General features: G+C 72.5%; 17 protein-coding genes. 14 read left to right on the plus strand and 3 right to left on the minus strand.

Translation table 11 applies throughout. From position 1 onward, the window contains the following. Positions 1-61 precede the first annotated feature (61 nt). Positions 62-556: a tRNA (adenosine(37)-N6)-threonylcarbamoyltransferase complex ATPase subunit type 1 TsaE gene (tsaE, locus tag BOQ63_RS26820; protein WP_030597235.1), complete on the plus strand. Its 495-nt coding sequence runs from the start codon at positions 62-64 to the stop codon at positions 554-556. Positions 557-685: 129 nt separating this feature from the next. Continuing rightward, entirely contained in the window at positions 686-880 is a 195-nt protein-coding gene (locus tag BOQ63_RS26825) for a hypothetical protein (protein WP_030280833.1), read from the plus strand. A 39-nt stretch (positions 881-919) separates the two neighbouring features. On the opposite strand, the gene BOQ63_RS26830 is transcribed toward BOQ63_RS26825, so the two are convergent. Then, positions 920-1,486, minus strand: a complete 567-nt coding sequence (locus BOQ63_RS26830) for a hypothetical protein (RefSeq protein WP_030280835.1) — start codon at positions 1,484-1,486, stop codon at positions 920-922. Positions 1,487-1,644: 158 nt separating this feature from the next. Here BOQ63_RS26830 and tsaB point away from each other — a divergent pair, with 158 nt between their 5' ends. From tsaB to BOQ63_RS26855, 5 genes are all read left to right on the plus strand, one after another. Then, positions 1,645-2,301 carry a tRNA (adenosine(37)-N6)-threonylcarbamoyltransferase complex dimerization subunit type 1 TsaB gene (gene tsaB, locus BOQ63_RS26835; RefSeq protein WP_030280837.1) on the plus strand — a complete coding sequence of 219 codons (657 nt, stop codon included), beginning with the start codon at positions 1,645-1,647 and terminating at the stop codon, positions 2,299-2,301. Positions 2,302-2,324: 23 nt separating this feature from the next. Continuing rightward, entirely contained in the window at positions 2,325-2,813 is a 489-nt protein-coding gene (gene rimI, locus BOQ63_RS26840) for a ribosomal protein S18-alanine N-acetyltransferase (RefSeq protein ID WP_499504921.1), read from the plus strand. Further along, complete coding sequence (tsaD, locus tag BOQ63_RS26845; RefSeq protein WP_072655087.1) at positions 2,806-3,894, plus strand: tRNA (adenosine(37)-N6)-threonylcarbamoyltransferase complex transferase subunit TsaD; 1,089 nt, start codon at positions 2,806-2,808, stop codon at positions 3,892-3,894. The genes rimI and tsaD overlap by 8 nt, the downstream gene beginning before the upstream one ends. Beyond that, positions 3,891-4,151, plus strand: a complete 261-nt coding sequence (locus tag BOQ63_RS26850) for a hypothetical protein (protein ID WP_030280843.1) — start codon at positions 3,891-3,893, stop codon at positions 4,149-4,151. The genes tsaD and BOQ63_RS26850 overlap by 4 nt, the downstream gene beginning before the upstream one ends. 79 nt (positions 4,152-4,230) lie before the next feature. Beyond that, positions 4,231-5,142 carry a polysaccharide deacetylase family protein gene (locus tag BOQ63_RS26855; protein ID WP_150476126.1) on the plus strand — a complete coding sequence of 304 codons (912 nt, stop codon included), beginning with the start codon at positions 4,231-4,233 and terminating at the stop codon, positions 5,140-5,142. On the opposite strand, the gene BOQ63_RS26860 is transcribed toward BOQ63_RS26855, so the two are convergent. After that, positions 5,118-6,314 carry a THUMP-like domain-containing protein gene (locus BOQ63_RS26860; protein ID WP_030553935.1) on the minus strand — a complete coding sequence of 399 codons (1,197 nt, stop codon included), beginning with the start codon at positions 6,312-6,314 and terminating at the stop codon, positions 5,118-5,120. The two genes, BOQ63_RS26855 and BOQ63_RS26860, sit on opposite strands and share 25 nt — an antisense overlap. 422 nt (positions 6,315-6,736) lie before the next feature. Here BOQ63_RS26860 and groES point away from each other — a divergent pair, with 422 nt between their 5' ends. The 3 genes from groES (at position 6,737) to BOQ63_RS26875 (ending at position 9,940) form a co-directional block, all read left to right on the plus strand. Next, on the plus strand, positions 6,737-7,042 hold the full coding sequence (gene groES / locus BOQ63_RS26865) for a co-chaperone GroES (RefSeq protein WP_014136232.1): 306 nt from the start codon (positions 6,737-6,739) through the stop codon (positions 7,040-7,042). Positions 7,043-7,173: 131 nt separating this feature from the next. Next, entirely contained in the window at positions 7,174-8,802 is a 1,629-nt protein-coding gene (gene groL / locus BOQ63_RS26870; protein ID WP_030280849.1) for a chaperonin GroEL, read from the plus strand. A 139-nt stretch (positions 8,803-8,941) separates the two neighbouring features. After that, positions 8,942-9,940, plus strand: a complete 999-nt coding sequence (locus tag BOQ63_RS26875) for a LysR family transcriptional regulator (RefSeq protein WP_030280851.1) — start codon at positions 8,942-8,944, stop codon at positions 9,938-9,940. Between the two features lie 97 nt (positions 9,941-10,037). Here BOQ63_RS26875 and BOQ63_RS26880 read toward each other — a convergent pair whose 3' ends face one another. After that, positions 10,038-10,364 carry a WhiB family transcriptional regulator gene (locus tag BOQ63_RS26880; protein ID WP_030280853.1) on the minus strand — a complete coding sequence of 109 codons (327 nt, stop codon included), beginning with the start codon at positions 10,362-10,364 and terminating at the stop codon, positions 10,038-10,040. Positions 10,365-10,926: 562 nt separating this feature from the next. On the opposite strand from BOQ63_RS26880, the gene BOQ63_RS26885 reads away from it, so the two are divergent. The 4 genes from BOQ63_RS26885 to BOQ63_RS26900 all read left to right on the plus strand — a co-directional run bounded on the left by BOQ63_RS26885 (position 10,927) and on the right by BOQ63_RS26900 (position 15,652). Next, entirely contained in the window at positions 10,927-11,538 is a 612-nt protein-coding gene (locus BOQ63_RS26885; protein WP_014136228.1) for a response regulator transcription factor, read from the plus strand. A 335-nt stretch (positions 11,539-11,873) separates the two neighbouring features. Then, a complete protein-coding gene (gene shbA / locus BOQ63_RS26890) occupies positions 11,874-12,590 on the plus strand; it encodes an RNA polymerase sigma factor ShbA (RefSeq protein ID WP_072655088.1) in 717 nt (238 codons plus the stop codon). A gap of 270 nt (positions 12,591-12,860) precedes the next feature. Then, complete coding sequence (gene guaB / locus BOQ63_RS26895; RefSeq protein WP_030280857.1) at positions 12,861-14,363, plus strand: IMP dehydrogenase; 1,503 nt, start codon at positions 12,861-12,863, stop codon at positions 14,361-14,363. Positions 14,364-14,524: 161 nt separating this feature from the next. Beyond that, positions 14,525-15,652 carry a GuaB3 family IMP dehydrogenase-related protein gene (locus BOQ63_RS26900; RefSeq protein WP_030280859.1) on the plus strand — a complete coding sequence of 376 codons (1,128 nt, stop codon included), beginning with the start codon at positions 14,525-14,527 and terminating at the stop codon, positions 15,650-15,652. The last annotated feature ends 212 nt before the right edge of the window (positions 15,653-15,864 follow it).

Genomic DNA, 15,864 nt, shown 5'->3' on the forward strand with positions numbered 1-15,864 from the left:
GTAGCGGTGGCGGCCGGTGGTCGGCGCGCCGTTACGGACGACCGAAGGGCAAGACACGCGCATGGGCTCGCACGCCACTCTCACCGTCCCCACTCCGGAGCGGATGGGCCGGCTCGGCCGGGAGCTGGCCGCGCTGCTGCGGCCGGGTGACCTGGTGCTGCTCTCCGGCGAGCTGGGGGCGGGGAAGACCACGCTGACCCGGGGCCTGGGGGAGGGACTGCAGGTCCGCGGGGCGGTGACCTCGCCGACCTTCGTGATCGCCCGGGTGCACCCCTCGCTGGTCGGCGGCCCGGCGCTGGTGCACGTGGACGCGTACCGGCTGGGCGGGGACCTGGACGAGATGGAGGACCTCGACCTGGACGTCTCGCTGCCGGAGTCGGTGATCGTGGTCGAGTGGGGCGAGGGCAAGGTCGAGCGGCTGTCCGAGGACCGGCTGGAGGTGCGGATCGAGCGGGCGATCGGCGAAACCGCCGGGGAGGACCACGATCCGCGCCGGGTGGTGCTGACCGGCCTCGGGGAGCGCTGGGCGGGCGTGGAACTGGCGGAGCTCGCCTGATGCGTGCCGGGCGCCGGTCGATCGGGTTCCACCGTTTTGCCGACAGGCTGTCGGCAAGGTGTTGCGGGCGGGGTGCCGGGCGTGGTGGGATGGGTGCTGCGGTTAGGTCTGCCTAACTAGGGAGGCGCCATGTCGAGCACCACCCCCGCCCCGGAGCGTGCCGCGCGCACCGCCGGGGACGGAGAGTCCGCCCACCGCGCTCCGGGCGAGCCGATGCGGGCGCTGCTGGCCGCCTGCGCGGCCGCCGAGGCGGTGTCCACCCCGCCCGGACCGCGGCCCCGGCAGGCCGAGGAGCCCGAGGCGGAGACGCCCCGGGCCGCGTAGTCCGTCCCTCGCGTGCCGCCCGTGGTACGGGCGGGCGGCTCAGGCGACCACGACCACCTTGGTGCCGTTCGACGCGAAGTCCCAGAGCAGCTGACCGTCGGCGCGGCTGCTGCGGATGCCGCCGGTCTTGGCCTTCGGGTCGGCCGTCGGCGTCGTGTCGTCCAGCGCCGCTCCGAAGCCGAACACCACGCCGGCCTGCTGGGCGAAGCGCACCACGTGCTCGATCTTCCGGCCGTCCGTGCCGGTGCCGGCCGCGGTGCGGCTGTACACCGAGTAGCTGCCCGGGGCGGGCTCGACCGAGCCCGGGGTGACCGGGAAGGCGGCCGCGACCTGCGGGTTCTTCTTCGGGTCGACCAGCCAGACGAAGTGGTTGCCGGCCGAGTAGACCACCCGGGTGCCGCTGCCCGAGGAGGCCGGCAGCGGCGGGACGGTCGGGGTGGCGGAGGCGCTCGGCGTCGCGGAGGCGGCCGGGCCGGTGGACGTCGAGGCGACGGTCGGACGGGCCGCGCCCGCGCGGTCCTGGGCGCCGTTGGCCTGGAAGGCCAGCAGGCTCACCACCGCCAGGGCCCCCAGGGTCAGCCCCGTGACCACCACTCCAGGACCCATCTTCGCCACGTGCCCGCTCCCGCCGCCGTTCGCCGTTCGTACCGCCCTAATCGTGCCAGGTCCCCCCGGCCGCTCGGCAGCGCCCTTGCACGTGTGTTCCGGATGGGGACACCAGCTCGATCAGCCGGTCGGCCCAACGTCGGTCTAACCTTGACCCCGTGCTGCTGCTCGCGTTCGACACCGCTACCCCCGCCGTCACCGCCGCCGTCCACGACGGCACGGCGGTCCTCGCCGAGACCCACCAGGTCGACGCCAGGCGCCACGGCGAACTCCTGCTGCCCGCGATCGACCAGGTCCTGCGGGCCGCCGGGGTGGACAAGCACCGGCTCACCGGGATCGCGGTCGGCGTCGGCCCCGGCCCGTACACCGGCCTGCGGGTCGGCCTGGTGACCGCCGCCGCGCTCGGCCACGCGCTCGGCGTGCCGGTGCACGGCGTCTGCACCCTGGACGCGATCGCCTTCCAGGCCCGCGCCGAGGGCCTGGCCGGGCAGCCGTTCACCGTCGCCACCGACGCGCGCCGCAAGGAGGTCTACTGGGCCTCGTACGACGCCGACGGCAGCCGCACCGACGGCCCGGGCGTGGACCGCCCGGCCGAGCTGACGCCCGCGGCCCGCTCCGTCGGCGCCGGAGCGCTGCTCTACCCCGACGCCTTCCCGGGCGCGCACGGCCCCGAGCACGTCTCGGCCGGCGCCCTGGCGGGCTTCGCCGCCGCCGAGCTGTCCGCCGGGCGCGAACTGCTGCCGAACGTGCCGCTGTACCTGCGCCGCCCGGACGCCCAGGTCCCGGCGGGCTACAAGGCGGTGCTCCCGGCGTGAACCACGGCACCACCCTGCGCCCGATGCGCTGGTGGGACATCGAGCCGGTGATGGACCTGGAGCTCAGACTGTTCCCCGAGGACGCCTGGTCCCACGGGATGTTCTGGTCCGAGCTCGCCGACGCCCACCCGGGCGGCACCCGCCACTACACGGTCGCCACCGCCGCGGACGGCACGATCGTCGGCTACGCCGGTCTGATGACCGTCGCCGGCGAGGGCGACGTGCAGACCATCGCCGTCGACGAGCGCCACCAGGGCGCCGGCCTCGGCACGGCGCTGCTCACCGACCTGATCCACGAGGCCGCCCGGCGAGGCTGCGCCGACCTGCTGCTGGAGGTGCGGGTGGACAACCAGCGCGCCCAGCGGCTGTACGAGCGCCACGGCTTCGAACCGGTGGGCATCCGGCGCGGCTACTACCAGCCCGCCAACATCGACGCGCTGGTGATGCGCCTCGACCACCCCAGCACCGACAGCACCGACCCGAAGGACATTGAGGACACCCGCCATGGCTGACGAACCGCTCGTCCTCGGCATCGAGACCTCCTGCGACGAGACCGGCGTCGGCATCGTGCGCGGCACCACGCTGCTGGCCGACGCGGTCGCCTCCAGCGTCAACGACCACGCCCGCTTCGGCGGCGTCGTCCCGGAGATCGCCAGCCGCGCCCACCTGGAGGCGATGGTCCCGACCATCCAGCGCGCCCTGGACACCGCCGGGGTCAAGGCCGGTGACCTGGACGGCATCGCCGTCACCGCCGGCCCCGGCCTGGCCGGAGCGCTGCTGGTCGGCGTCAGCGCGGCGAAGGCGTACGCCTGGGCGCTGGACAAGCCGCTGTACGGGGTCAACCACCTCGCCTCGCACATCTGCGTCGACCAGCTGGAGCACGGCCGGCTGCCCTCGCCGACGATGGCCCTGCTGGTCTCCGGCGGGCACTCCTCGCTGCTGCTCAGCGAGGACATCACCACGGACGTCCGCCCGCTCGGCGCGACCATCGACGACGCGGCCGGCGAGGCCTTCGACAAGGTCGCCCGGGTGCTCGGCCTGGGCTTCCCGGGTGGCCCGATCGTCGACCGGACGGCCCGCGAGGGCGACCCCGAGGCGATCAGCTTCCCGCGCGGCCTGAGCGGGAGGAACGACCCCGCGTACGACTTCTCCTTCTCCGGGCTGAAGACCGCCGTCGCCCGCTGGGTGGAGGCCAAGCGCCGGGCCGGCGAGGAGGTGCCGATCGCCGACGTCGCGGCCTCCTTCCAGGAGGCGGTCACCGATGTGCTCACCCGCAAGGCCGTCAAGGCCTGCCGGGACAACGGCGTCGACCACCTGATGATCGGCGGCGGCGTCGCGGCCAACTCCCGACTGCGCGAGATGGCCCAGCAGCGCTGCGACCGGGCCGGCATCCGGCTGCGGGTGCCCCGGCCGGGCCTGTGCACCGACAACGGCGCGATGGTGGCGGCGCTGGGCTCCGAGATGGTGTGGCGGGGCCGCACCCCCTCCGCCTTCGACCTGTCGGCGGACTCCTCGCTGCCCGTCACCGACGTCCACGTGCCCCACACGGATTTCCACGGCCAGGCCTACGACGCCCTCGGCGGCGGCACGTGACCGTCGCCGCGATGTGGGAGGCCCGGGCGGCGGACGGTCGGGCGGCCGAACTCGCCGCCTGGGTAAGGGAGTCCGCGCTGCCCGGACTGCGCGGCGCGGCCGGGCTGGTCCGGACCGAGCTGTTCTCCGCGCCCGGCGAGCGGGTGCTGCTGATCACCTGGTGGGACGGCGAACCCACGGCCGTCGCCGACCCGCCGGCCGCGCTGCTCGGCCGTCCGGTGCACCGCTGGTCCTTCACCAGCGAGCACGTCGAGTAGACCGTCGTCGGGAACCGCCGTGGCGGCCGCTACCGTGCATAGCTGAGAGAAAGCTGGACGGGACCGGGAGCGCGGTGCGGTGAACAGGGACGGGCGGAGCAGGACCAGGGCTTACGCGGCGGGGGCGCTGGCGCTGCTGGCCTTCGCCACCGCGTGCGGAGACAACGGGGGCGGCACCGCCGCACCGGCCGGGACGAAGGCCGCGTCGGCGGCGCCCCAGCCGTCCGGCGGTGGCGGCACGCCGGCCGCCGCGGCCACCGCGCCGGGCGCGGCCCCGGCCGAGGGCGACGCCGCGGCCTGGGCGAAGTGGAACCTCAAGCCGCTCACCCCGGCCCCCGCGCCGCCCGCCGACAAGCCCATCAAGCTCGAACGCAGCGGCACCGTACCGGTGTTCAGCGACGTGAAGACCACCGACAAGGTCGTCTTCATCACCATCGACGACGGCGCCGAGAAGGACCCGAAGTTCGTCGAGATGCTGACCGACCTCAAGGTGCCGATCACGATGTTCCTGACCAAGGACATCGTCAAGAACGACTACGGCTACTTCAAGCCGCTCCAGGCACTGGGCAACCGCATCCAGAACCACACCGTCACCCACCCGGTGATGAGCAAGCTCTCGCCGGAGAAGCAGAAGTCCGAGGTCTGCGAGGACCAGGCCGCCCTGACCCAGCAGTACGGCACCGCCCCGCTGCTGTTCCGCCCGCCGTTCGGCGACGGCGCCAACACCCCGACGCTCAACAACTCGGTGCAGCAGTGCGGCCCGCGCGCGATCGTGCTCTGGCGCGAGTCGATGCAGATCCACGACATGCAGTACCAGGCGGGCGACAAGAAGCTGAAGCCCGGCGACATCATCCTGGCGCACTTCCGCGGCCCCAAGGAGCTCAAGGGCGCCACGATGACCCAGATGTTCGCGGACCTGCTCGCCCGGATCCAGGAGCAGGGCTTCTCGGTGGCCCGGCTGGACGACTACATCCAGCCGCCGGCCTCCTGAGGCGTCCGCGCCGGCTGTCCCAGCATCATCAGCGGCCCGTTGTCGGTGCGGCTGAGGATCACCGTGACGGTGTTCGGCCCGGAGGGCTTGAGCTGACGGCGCAGCTCCTCCGGGGTGATCGCCATCCCGCGCTTCTTGATCACCACCGTGCCGACCCCGCGCTCGCGCAGCAGCGCCTTCAGCTTCTTGACGTTGTACGGCAGCACGTCGGTGAGCTCGAAGGCGTGTGCGTACGGGGTGGCGACCAGTCGGTCGGAGGTCAGGTAGGCGATCTTCGGGTCGATCAGGCGGCCGCCGACCTGCTCGGCCACCTCGGCCACCAGGTGCGCCCGGATCACCGCGCCGTCCGGCTCGTACAGGTACTGTCCGACCGGGCCGGCCGGCGGGTCGGGCAGGTCGCCGCCGGTCAGGCTGGCGGCCTGCGGCAGCAGGGTGGCGCGGTGCGGGCGGTCCGCCCCCGTGCCGAACCAGAGCACCGCCTCCTTGACGTCCCCGTGGTCGGAGACCCACTCGGCCTCGGCGTCCGCCGGGACGGCCTCGTGCGGGATGCCCGGAGCGACCTTCAGTGCGCCGATCGGGGTCCGCCGCCCGGCCTCGATCGCCCAGGAGAGCGGCGGCGCGTACGCCTCCGGGTCGAACACCCGGCCGCGCGAGGTGCGCCGGGCCGGGTCGGTGAACACCGCGTCGTAGCCGGTCACGTCCACCTCGGCGACGTCCGCGCAGACCACCTCGACCAGCTCGGCCAGGCCCAGTGCGGCGGCGTTGGCCGCGGTGGCGGCGCAGGCCGCCGGATCCTTGTCGACGGCCAGCACCTCGATCCCGGCCCGGGCCAGCGCCAGCACGTCCCCGCCGATGCCGCAGCACAGGTCCGCCAGCCGCCGTACGCCCAGCCCGGCGAAGCGGTGCGCCCGCCACTCGGCCACGCTGCGCCGGGTGGACTGTTCGACCCCGTTGGGCGTGAAGTACATCAGGTCGGCGTCCGCCCCGAACTTCGCCCGCGCCCGCTGCCGCAGCCGCGCCTGGCCGAACGCCGCCGACACCAGCTCCGCCGGGTGCTCCCGCCGCAGCCGGGTGGCCAGCGCCAGCTCCTCCTCGGGTGCGAACTCGCGCAGCTCGGCGAGCAGGGCCTGACCACGGGGGGTCAGCAGGGGCTGGAGGTTCTCGGTGTCCACACGGTCATTCTGACCGGTCGGACGAGGGGGAGGCGGTCGGTCACCGCGACGGGACGCCCGAGGAGAGGACCGCTGGGACGAACGGGAGCACGACGCCGAGCAGGAGCGGCGCGGGCAGGGCGAGGGAAACGTCCTTGAGCCGGGACGGGCCGACGCGCGTCGGAATCGATGCCGTGTCAGGAGTCCGGCCGGGGGCCCGGACTCGCACACGAGTGCGACCACCCATCGGCCACCCGAGTCCGCCGGGCGCGCCGTTGGCACTCTGGTTGACTGAGTGCTAACCGCGGCCTATGGTCGTCCTTGGCACTCCCCAGTGGGGGAGTGCTAACGCGAAGACGTGTGTCTGACCCCCGCGACGGCAGGCTCGCAGGTTCGCCCCTACCCGTTAGAAAACCCCGTAATCTCCGAAGGGGAGCTCGGACGTGACCACCAGCAGCAAGGTTGCCATCAAGCCGCTCGAGGACCGCATCGTGGTCCAGCCGCTCGACGCCGAGACCACCACGGCCTCCGGCCTGGTTATCCCGGACACCGCCAAGGAGAAGCCCCAGGAGGGCGTCGTCCTGGCCGTCGGCCCGGGCCGCTTCGAGGACGGCCAGCGTCTGCCGCTCGACGTCGCCGTCGGTGACATCGTCCTGTACTCGAAGTACGGCGGCACCGAGGTGAAGTACCAGGGCGAGGAGTACCTCGTCCTCTCGGCCCGTGACGTTCTCGCCATCATCGAGAAGTAACAGCACCGAGAAGTAAGTCGTTCCGACCCGCCCCGGATCCGTGTCCCAAGTGACAGGGGCCGGGGCGTGGTTGTTGGTTCACGTAGTTCGGCGGCCGGTGGGCCGGCCGCAGCCCCGAGGGAATAGGGAACATGGCGAAGATCCTGCAGTTCGACGAGGACGCCCGCCGCTCGCTGGAGCGCGGTGTCAACAAGCTGGCCGACACCGTCAAGGTGACCATCGGCCCCAAGGGCCGCAACGTCGTCATCGACAAGAAGTTCGGCGCCCCGACCATCACCAACGACGGTGTCACCATCGCCCGTGAGGTCGAGCTGGACGACCCGTACGAGAACCTTGGCGCGCAGCTCGTCAAGGAGGTCGCCACCAAGACCAACGACGTCGCGGGTGACGGCACCACCACCGCCACCGTGCTGGCCCAGGCCCTGGTCAACGAGGGTCTGCGCAACGTCGCCGCCGGTGCCGGCCCGGCCGCCCTGAAGAAGGGCATCGACAAGGCCGTCGCCGCCGTCTCCGAGCACCTGCTGTCCGTCGCCCGCGAGATCGAGGGCAAGGACGACGTCGCCGCCGTCGCGTCCCTCTCCGCACAGGACGCCCAGGTCGGCGAGCTGATCGCCGAGGCGATCGACAAGGTCGGCAAGGACGGTGTCATCACCGTCGAGGAGTCGAACACCTTCGGCGTGGAGCTGGACTTCACCGAGGGCATGCAGTTCGACAAGGGCTACCTGTCGCCGTACTTCGTCACCGACGCGGAGCGTCAGGAGGCGGTCCTGGAGGACCCGTACATCCTGATCAACCAGGGCAAGATCTCCTCCATCCAGGAGCTCCTGCCGCTGCTGGAGAAGATCCTGCAGAGCGGTGCCTCGAAGCCGCTGCTGATCATCGCCGAGGACGTCGACGGCGAGGCGCTGTCGACCCTGGTCGTGAACAAGATCCGCGGCACCTTCAACGCCGTCGCCGTCAAGGCCCCGGGCTTCGGCGACCGCCGCAAGGCGATCCTCGGCGACCTGGCCGTCCTGACCGGCGGCACGGTCATCTCCGAGGAGGTCGGCCTCAAGCTCGACCAGGCCGGTCTGGACGTGCTGGGCACCGCCCGCCGCGTGACCATCACCAAGGACGACACCACCATCGTCGACGGTGCCGGTGACTCCGAGGCCGTGGCCGGCCGCGTCGCCCAGATCAAGGGCGAGATCGCCGCGACCGACTCCGACTGGGACCGCGAGAAGCTGCAGGAGCGCCTGGCCAAGCTGGCCGGCGGCGTCTGCGTCATCAAGGTCGGCGCCGCCACCGAGGTGGAGCTGAAGGAGCGCAAGCACCGCCTGGAGGACGCCATCTCGGCGACCCGCGCCGCGGTCGAGGAGGGCATCGTCGCCGGTGGTGGCGCCTCCCTGGTCCACGCCGCCAAGGTGCTGAACGACGGCCTGGGCCTGTCGGGTGACGAGGCCACCGGTGTCGCCGTGGTCCGCAAGGCGCTGCACGAGCCGCTGCGCTGGATCGCCCAGAACGCCGGCCTGGAGGGCTACGTCATCACCTCCAAGGTCTCCGAGCTGGAGACCGGCCAGGGCTACAACGCCGCCACCGGCGAGTACGGCGACCTGGTGAAGGCCGGCGTCATCGACCCGGTCAAGGTCACCCGTTCCGCCCTGGAGAACGCCGCCTCGATCGCCTCCCTGCTCCTCACCACCGAGACCCTCGTGGTGGAGAAGAAGGAGGAGGAGGCCGAGGCCGGTCACTCGCACGGCGGCCACGGCCACTCGCACTGACGCCGTACGCCTGACCGGAGGCCCGGTCCGCTCCTCCCGAGGGGCGGACCGGGCCTCCGGTTGTTCCTGCCGGACCCGCTTGAGGGTTCAACTATCAGTAGAATTTTGCAGAATGCAAAGATTGCCTTATAACTGAGGCATGATCGAGGCCCGCCATCTGCGCGTCCTGCGTGCCGTCGCCCGCACCGGCTCCTTCTCCGCCGCCGCCCGCGAGCTGGGGTGCACCCAGCCTGCCATCAGCCAGCAGATGAAGGCCCTGGAGAAGTCCGTGGACACCCCGTTGGTGGTCCGCTCGGGCCGCGGGATGCAGCTCAGCGAGGCCGGGCGGGTCCTGCTCAAGCATGCCACCGGAATCCTGGCCGGGCTCTCCGCCGCCGAGGAGGAGGTCGCCGCGATAGCCGGGCTGCGGGCCGGGCGGGTGCGGCTGGTCTCCTTCCCGACCGCGAGTTCCACCCTGGTGCCGCCCGCGGTCGCCCGCCTGCGGGACAGCCATCCGGGGGTGCGCGTGTCGCTGGTCGAGGCCGAGCCGCCGGAGTCGCTGGCGATGCTGCGCGGCGGCGAGTGCGAGATCGCCCTGGCCTTCCGCTACCCGCAGTCCGACGGCGCCACCGCGTCGCCGGCCGCCGCGCACGGCTCGCCGCGGGAGGCGCGGGCCGAGGCGAACCTGGAGGCGCAGCAGCTGTCGGCCGGCACCGACTGGTCCGACCTGGTGGTCACCCCGCTGCTGGACGACCCGCTGGTGGGCCTGCTGCCCGCCGGTCACCCGCTGGCCGGGCGGGGCGGGCCGGTGGGGCTGGCCGAACTGGCGGGGGAGCAGTGGATCGCCGGCTGCCCCCAGTGCCGGGGGCACCTGGTGGAGCTGTGCGCGGGGGCGGGCTTCGAGCCCCGGATCGACTTCGCGACCGACGACTACCCGGCGGTGGTCGGCCTGGTGGCGGCCGGGCTCGGGGTGGCGGTGCTGCCCCGACTGGCCCTGCAGTCGGTGCGTCCTGACGGTGTGTCGACTGTGCCGGTGCGGACGGCCTCCGGGGTGCCGGCGGTGCGCCAGGTGGTGGCGCTGACCCTGCCGGACCTGGCCGAGGTCCCGGCCGTCGCGCTGATGCAGGAACGGCTGGCGGGCGCTGCGGCCCACCGCTGACGATCGGTGACGGCGGCCCCGCGCCCCCGAAAGGGGGTCTCGGCAGCCTGAGGCGCCGCGAAGAAACGTTTCTCCACGGCGCACCGCGGGTGCGGGTCTAGCGGTGCGCGACCGTCGGCGGGGCCAGTGGGACCTCCACCAGGCGGTGCCGCGAGCGGCCCAGCATCTCCTCGCGCTCGTCCTCCGTCATCCCGCCCCAGACCCCGTACGGCTCACGGACCGCCAGGGCGTGCGCGGCGCACTCCGCGATCACCGGACAGCGCATGCACACCTCCTTGGCGCTGGCCTCGCGCGAACTGCGTGCCGCCCCGCGCTCGCCCTCGGGGTGGAAGAAGAGCGAGCTGTCCACGCCGCGGCAGGCTGCCGAGAGCTGCCAGTCCCAGAGGTCCGCGTTGGGACCGGGGAGACGGGAGAAATCTGCCATGGCTCATTCCCTTCAGAGGCGGTCGGCGACGGCCGGGCTTTTCGGCGGGCTGCTGCCGAACGGTGCCCGGCGGGGCGTCCCGCGCTGGTGTGGACACCTGGAAATATGACTTAAGGCAACTCCATGGACAAGTCACCCACACGCGGGCACAACAGTCAATGACCATAGGAAAGCTATAAAAACGGGCAAAGTGGGCAAGGGTTTTCGTTGGGCCCGGACGTGGCAATCGGGTGGCCGAGGGGCGCGCGACGGGCCGCACCGGTGTGCGGGTCGTACGCCGACCGCGCGCGAGCTGCGCAAAAGTGCGGCGTGTGCACCGCGATGCGGCTGATCGGTAACGGGTTGGCCACGTACAGTGGTGGAGATGCCCTGAAGGCCGTAACTCATTCGAGTGACGGTCGTTGGAAGTGCGGAGGCGGTTAGCGGGCGCCGGACGTCGGGAACGATCGCGGGCAAGTCGGGGCGATCAGTACGAAGTCCGTCGCCGATCGGCCGTGTCGGAGAGGTTCGTACCAGCCAGGAGGCTCAACGTGACGCGGATCAGCTGCGGAGGACGACGGTCATGACTTCCGTTCTCGTTTGCGACGATTCCCCGCTCGCCCGCGAGGCGCTTCGCCGCGCCGTCGCGACCGTACCCGGGGTGGACCGGGTCACCACCGCGACGAACGGGGAGGAGGTCCTCCGCCGCTGGGTGGCCGACCGCTCCGATCTCGTCCTGATGGACGTCCGGATGCCCGGTCTCGGCGGGGTCGAGACGGTCCGGCGGCTGCTGTCCGCCGACCCGGGCGCCCGGATCATCATGCTCACCGTCGCCGAGGACCTCGACGGCGTCGCGCTCGCGGTGGCCGCCGGTGCCCGCGGGTACCTGCACAAGGACGCCTCGCGCGCCGAACTGCGGGCCACCGTCACCCAGGCGCTCGCCGACCCGACGTGGCGGCTCGCCCCGCGCCGGCTGCGCAGCCCCGACATGGGCGCCGCACCCACCCTGACGGCGCGTGAGATCCAGGTGCTGGAGGGCATGAGCCACGGACGCAGCAACGCCGAGATCGGACGCGAGCTGTTCCTGTCCGAGGACACCGTGAAGACCCACGCCCGACGGCTGTTCAAGAAGCTCGGGGCCTCCGACCGCGCGCACGCGGTGGCGCTGGGTTTCCGCTGGGGCCTGGTCCGCTGACCACCGGCGGCGCCGTCGGCTGCGACGCGCCGCCGTCGAATTCCGGAGCGGGCGCCGCACAGGCGTGTGACGTTACGGTCCCGAGGTTGCACCATGGAGGAGTGGAGCACCTCGGGGACCAGCGGACAGGCGCTGCGGCGAACCACGCAGCCGCAGGACACTCGGCGGACGGCGCGGCGGACGGGACCACCTACGGCGGCGGGGCGGAAGGCGGCACGGTGCAGGAGGGGCCGGTGGTGCGCGGCACGACGCACGGCGCCGCAGCGCATAACGTTCCGGTGCACAACTCCGGACGCGGTGCCGCGTTTTCCCGGTCGACCAGGCACCATGGACCGATGCGCGACGATGTCGCCGGTGCGGCCGGCCAGGCGGACCCGGGGGAGGCCGAGCCCTCCGACCCGGGCCACGATCCGTCGTACGCGGACTCCGACGCCCCCGGCGCCGAAGCCGGTCCGGGCCGCCCGCCGGTGCTCGGCACGGGCGGCTCGCCCCTGGTCGGCGAACTGGTCGCGGCCGCCGTGCGCGGCGAGGGCCCGGCCATCGACGCGCTGCTCGCCTACGTCCACCCGCTCGCGCTGCGGTACTGCCGCGCCAAGCTGGTCCGGCTGCCCGGCGGTGCCCGGCACCACGTCGACGACGTGGCCCAGGAGGTCTGCGTCGCGGTGCTGTGCGCGCTGCCCCGGTACAAGGACCAGGGGCGGCCGTTCGAGGCCTTCGTCTACGGCATCGCCGCCCACAAGATCGCCGACCTGCAGCGGGCCGCGATGCGCGGGCCCGGTTCGACCGTGGTGCCGCAGGACGACCTGCCGGAGGTGCCGGACGAGGCACTCGGCCCGGAGGAGCAGGCGCTGCTCAGCAGCGACGCGGCCTGGGCCAAGGAGCTGCTCTCCAACCTGCCGGCCCGTCAGCGCGAACTGGTGCTGCTGCGGGTGGCCGCCGGACTGTCGGCGGAGGAGACCGGCGAGGTGCTCGGGATGTCGCCGGGCGCCGTCCGGGTGGCCCAGCACCGGGCGCTCAGCCGGCTGCGGGCGCTCGCGGAGGAGTCCTCCTGAGCGGAGGCGCAGGCCAGGGGGCCTCCCGCCGGGTGGAATGAGGGGGCGGGGGCCCTTGTTGTCAAGGGCACACGAGGGCACGTTCACGGTGCCAGTACCATGGGGTATCGGCGCCTGGGCAGGTTGCCAAAGTTTCGCGGGTGCGCGCGGGGTTCCTTTGGAGGTTCCTCCAAGTCGCCCGGCTTTCGGCGGTCTGCGCGAGTGAGCGATCAACGCGCCCCTCCCTCTGGGCGCGAGCGGATTAGGCCGGCCACGGAAGGTACTCCCCAAATGTCTTACAACGCCGCAGGCGTACCCGAGAAGTTCGCCATGCTCGGGCTCACGTTCGATGACGTCCTGCTGCTGCCCGGGGCCTCCGAGGTGCTGCCGAACCAGGTCGACACCTCCTCCCGGGTCTCCCGGAACGTCCGCGTCAACATCCCGCTGCTGTCCGCGGCGATGGACAAGGTCACCGAGGCGCGGATGGCCATCGCGATGGCCCGTCAGGGCGGCGTCGGCGTGCTGCACCGCAACCTGTCGGTCGAGGACCAGGCCAACCAGGTCGACCTGGTGAAGCGCTCCGAGTCCGGCATGGTCACCGACCCGATCACGGTCGGCCCGGACACCACGCTGGCCGAGGCCGACGCGCTGTGCGCCAAGTTCCGCATCTCCGGCGTGCCGATCGCCGACGAGGCCGGCAAGCTGCTCGGCATCGTCACCAACCGCGACATGGCCTTCGAGTCGGACCGCAGCCGCCAGGTCCGCGAGATCATGACCCCGATGCCGCTGATCACCGGCAAGGTCGGCATCTCCGGCGAGGACGCGATGGCGCTGCTGCGCCGCCACAAGATCGAGAAGCTTCCGCTGGTCGACGACGAGGGCCGGATCAAGGGCCTGATCACCGTCAAGGACTTCGTCAAGGCCGAGCAGTACCCCAACGCCGCCAAGGACGCCGAGGGCCGTCTGCTGGTCGGCGCCGCCGTCGGCGCCAGCGCCGAGGCCTTCGACCGGGCCCAGGCCCTGGTCGAGGCGGGCGTGGACTTCCTGGTCGTCGACACCTCGCACGGTCACAGCCACAACGCGCTGGCCTGGATCGAGAAGATCAAGTCGGCCGTCCGGGTCGACGTGGTCGGCGGCAACGTCGCCACCCGGGACGGCGCCCAGGCACTGATCGACGCCGGCGTGGACGGCGTCAAGGTCGGCGTCGGTCCCGGCTCCATCTGCACCACCCGCGTCGTCGCCGGCATCGGCGTCCCGCAGATCACCGCCATCTACGAGGCCGCCCAGGCCTGCCAGGCGGCCGGCGTGCCGGTCATCGGCGACGGCGGCCTGCAGTACTCCGGCGACATCGGCAAGGCGCTCGCCGCCGGTGCCGACACCGTGATGCTGGGCTCGCTGCTGGCCGGCTGCGAGGAGTCCCCGGGCGAGCTGCTGTTCATCAACGGCAAGCAGTTCAAGTCCTACCGCGGCATGGGCTCGCTGGGCGCCATGCAGTCCCGCGGCCAGGGCCGCTCCTACTCCAAGGACCGCTACTTCCAGGCCGAGGTCGCCTCGGACGACAAGCTCGTCCCCGAGGGCATCGAGGGCCAGGTCCAGTACCGCGGCCCGCTGTCCGCCGTGCTGCACCAGCTGGTCGGCGGCCTGCGCCAGACCATGGGCTACGTCGGCGCCGGCACCATCGCCGAGATGGAGAGCAAGGGCCGCTTCGTCCGGATCACCGCGGCCGGCCTCAAGGAGAGCCACCCGCACGACATCCAGATGACCGTCGAGGCGCCGAACTACTCGGCCCGCTGAACGGCCCGAACCACTGAGGGGCCCGTCGCTGCGAAGGCAGTGGCGGGCCCCTCGGCCCGTCCGGGGCGTGGGCCGTCGGGGCGCCACCAGCGCTGGTACGGGATACTGGGGGCGGCCGGGGTGACCCGGCGGGCATGAGCAACAAACCAGAAGGGCTCGAAGTGACTGAGATCGAGATCGGGCGAGGCAAGCGCGGCCGCCGGGCGTACGCCTTCGACGACATCGCCGTCGTCCCCAGCCGCCGTACGCGTGACCCGAAGGAGGTCTCGATCGCCTGGCAGATCGACGCCTACCGCTTCGAGCTGCCGTTCCTGGCCGCCCCCATGGACAGCGTGGTCTCGCCGCAGCAGGCCATCGCCATCGGCCGCCTCGGCGGCCTCGGCGTGCTGAACCTCGAAGGCCTCTGGACCCGCTACGAGGACCCGCAGCCGCTGCTGGACGAGATCGTCTCGATGACCGACGCAGCCGCCGCGACCCGCCGACTGCAGGAGATCTACGCCGCGCCGATCCGCGCCGAGCTCATCAAGCAGCGGATCCAGGAGGTCCGCGACTCCGGCGTCGTCACCGCCGCCGCGCTCTCGCCGCAGCGCACCGCCGAGTTCTCCAAGGCCGTCGTGGACGCCGGGGTCGACGTCTTCGTCATCCGCGGCACCACCGTCTCGGCCGAGCACGTCTCCAGCGCCGCCGAGCCGCTCAACCTCAAGCAGTTCATCTACGAACTGGACGTTCCGGTGATCGTCGGCGGCTGTGCCACGTACACCGCCGCGCTGCACCTGATGCGGACCGGCGCGGCCGGCGTGCTGGTCGGCTTCGGCGGTGGCGCCGCCCACACCACCCGCAACGTGCTGGGCATCCAGGTGCCGATGGCGACCGCGGTCGCCGACGTGGCGGCGGCGCGGCGCGACTACATGGACGAGTCCGGCGGGCGCTACGTGCACGTCATCGCGGACGGGGGCGTCGGGTACAGCGGCGACATCCCGAAGGCGGTTGCCTGCGGCGCCGACGCCGTGATGATCGGCGCTGCGCTGGCCCGTGCCACGGACGCCCCGGGCAAGGGGTTCCACTGGGGGATGGAGGCCGTCCACGAGGAGCTGCCGCGGGGCAAGCGGATGGACCTCGGGACCGTCGGCACCACCGAGGAGATCCTGACCGGGCCGTCGCACACGCCGGACGGGACCATGAACCTGTTCGGGGCGCTGCGGCGGGCGATGGCTACTACCGGGTACACGGAGCTGAAGGAGTTCCAGCGGGTCGAGGTGACGGTCAACCCGGCGCTGGATCACCGCTGAGGCGGTTGCTGAAGCAGGGACGGAGGCCTTCGCCGGATTGCCGGTGGGGGCCTTCGGGCTTTTCGGGGTCGGGGTGGGGTTGGGGTTGGGGTTGTCGCGCGGGGGTGGGCTCTCGGGAGGGTGGGTGGCGCCGGGGCGGTTCCGGGGGTGGCCGCTCCGGGGGCTGGATGATTTTCCGACTGCCGACTCTGAGGGTGGGGTCCTGGGCGCCG

The organism is Streptomyces viridifaciens, from assembly GCF_001888885.2.
GTDB classification, from domain to species: Bacteria; Actinomycetota; Actinomycetes; order Streptomycetales; family Streptomycetaceae; genus Kitasatospora; species Kitasatospora aureofaciens.

Excerpts from the sequence above, each read along its gene's own strand:
- tsaE (WP_030597235.1), top strand. The coding sequence starts at position 62 with ATGGGCTCGCACGCCACTCTCACCGTCCCCACTCCGGAGCGGATGGGC.
- BOQ63_RS26825 (WP_030280833.1), top strand. The coding sequence starts at position 686 with ATGTCGAGCACCACCCCCGCCCCGGAGCGTGCCGCGCGCACCGCCGGG.
- BOQ63_RS26830 (WP_030280835.1), bottom strand. The coding sequence starts at position 1,486 with ATGGGTCCTGGAGTGGTGGTCACGGGGCTGACCCTGGGGGCCCTGGCG.
- rimI (WP_499504921.1), top strand. The coding sequence starts at position 2,325 with ATGCGCTGGTGGGACATCGAGCCGGTGATGGACCTGGAGCTCAGACTG.
- tsaD (WP_072655087.1), top strand. The coding sequence starts at position 2,806 with ATGGCTGACGAACCGCTCGTCCTCGGCATCGAGACCTCCTGCGACGAG.
- groL (WP_030280849.1), top strand. The coding sequence starts at position 7,174 with ATGGCGAAGATCCTGCAGTTCGACGAGGACGCCCGCCGCTCGCTGGAG.
- BOQ63_RS26875 (WP_030280851.1), top strand. The coding sequence starts at position 8,942 with ATGATCGAGGCCCGCCATCTGCGCGTCCTGCGTGCCGTCGCCCGCACC.
- BOQ63_RS26880 (WP_030280853.1), bottom strand. The coding sequence starts at position 10,364 with ATGGCAGATTTCTCCCGTCTCCCCGGTCCCAACGCGGACCTCTGGGAC.
- BOQ63_RS26885 (WP_014136228.1), top strand. The coding sequence starts at position 10,927 with ATGACTTCCGTTCTCGTTTGCGACGATTCCCCGCTCGCCCGCGAGGCG.
- shbA (WP_072655088.1), top strand. The coding sequence starts at position 11,874 with ATGCGCGACGATGTCGCCGGTGCGGCCGGCCAGGCGGACCCGGGGGAG.
- guaB (WP_030280857.1), top strand. The coding sequence starts at position 12,861 with ATGTCTTACAACGCCGCAGGCGTACCCGAGAAGTTCGCCATGCTCGGG.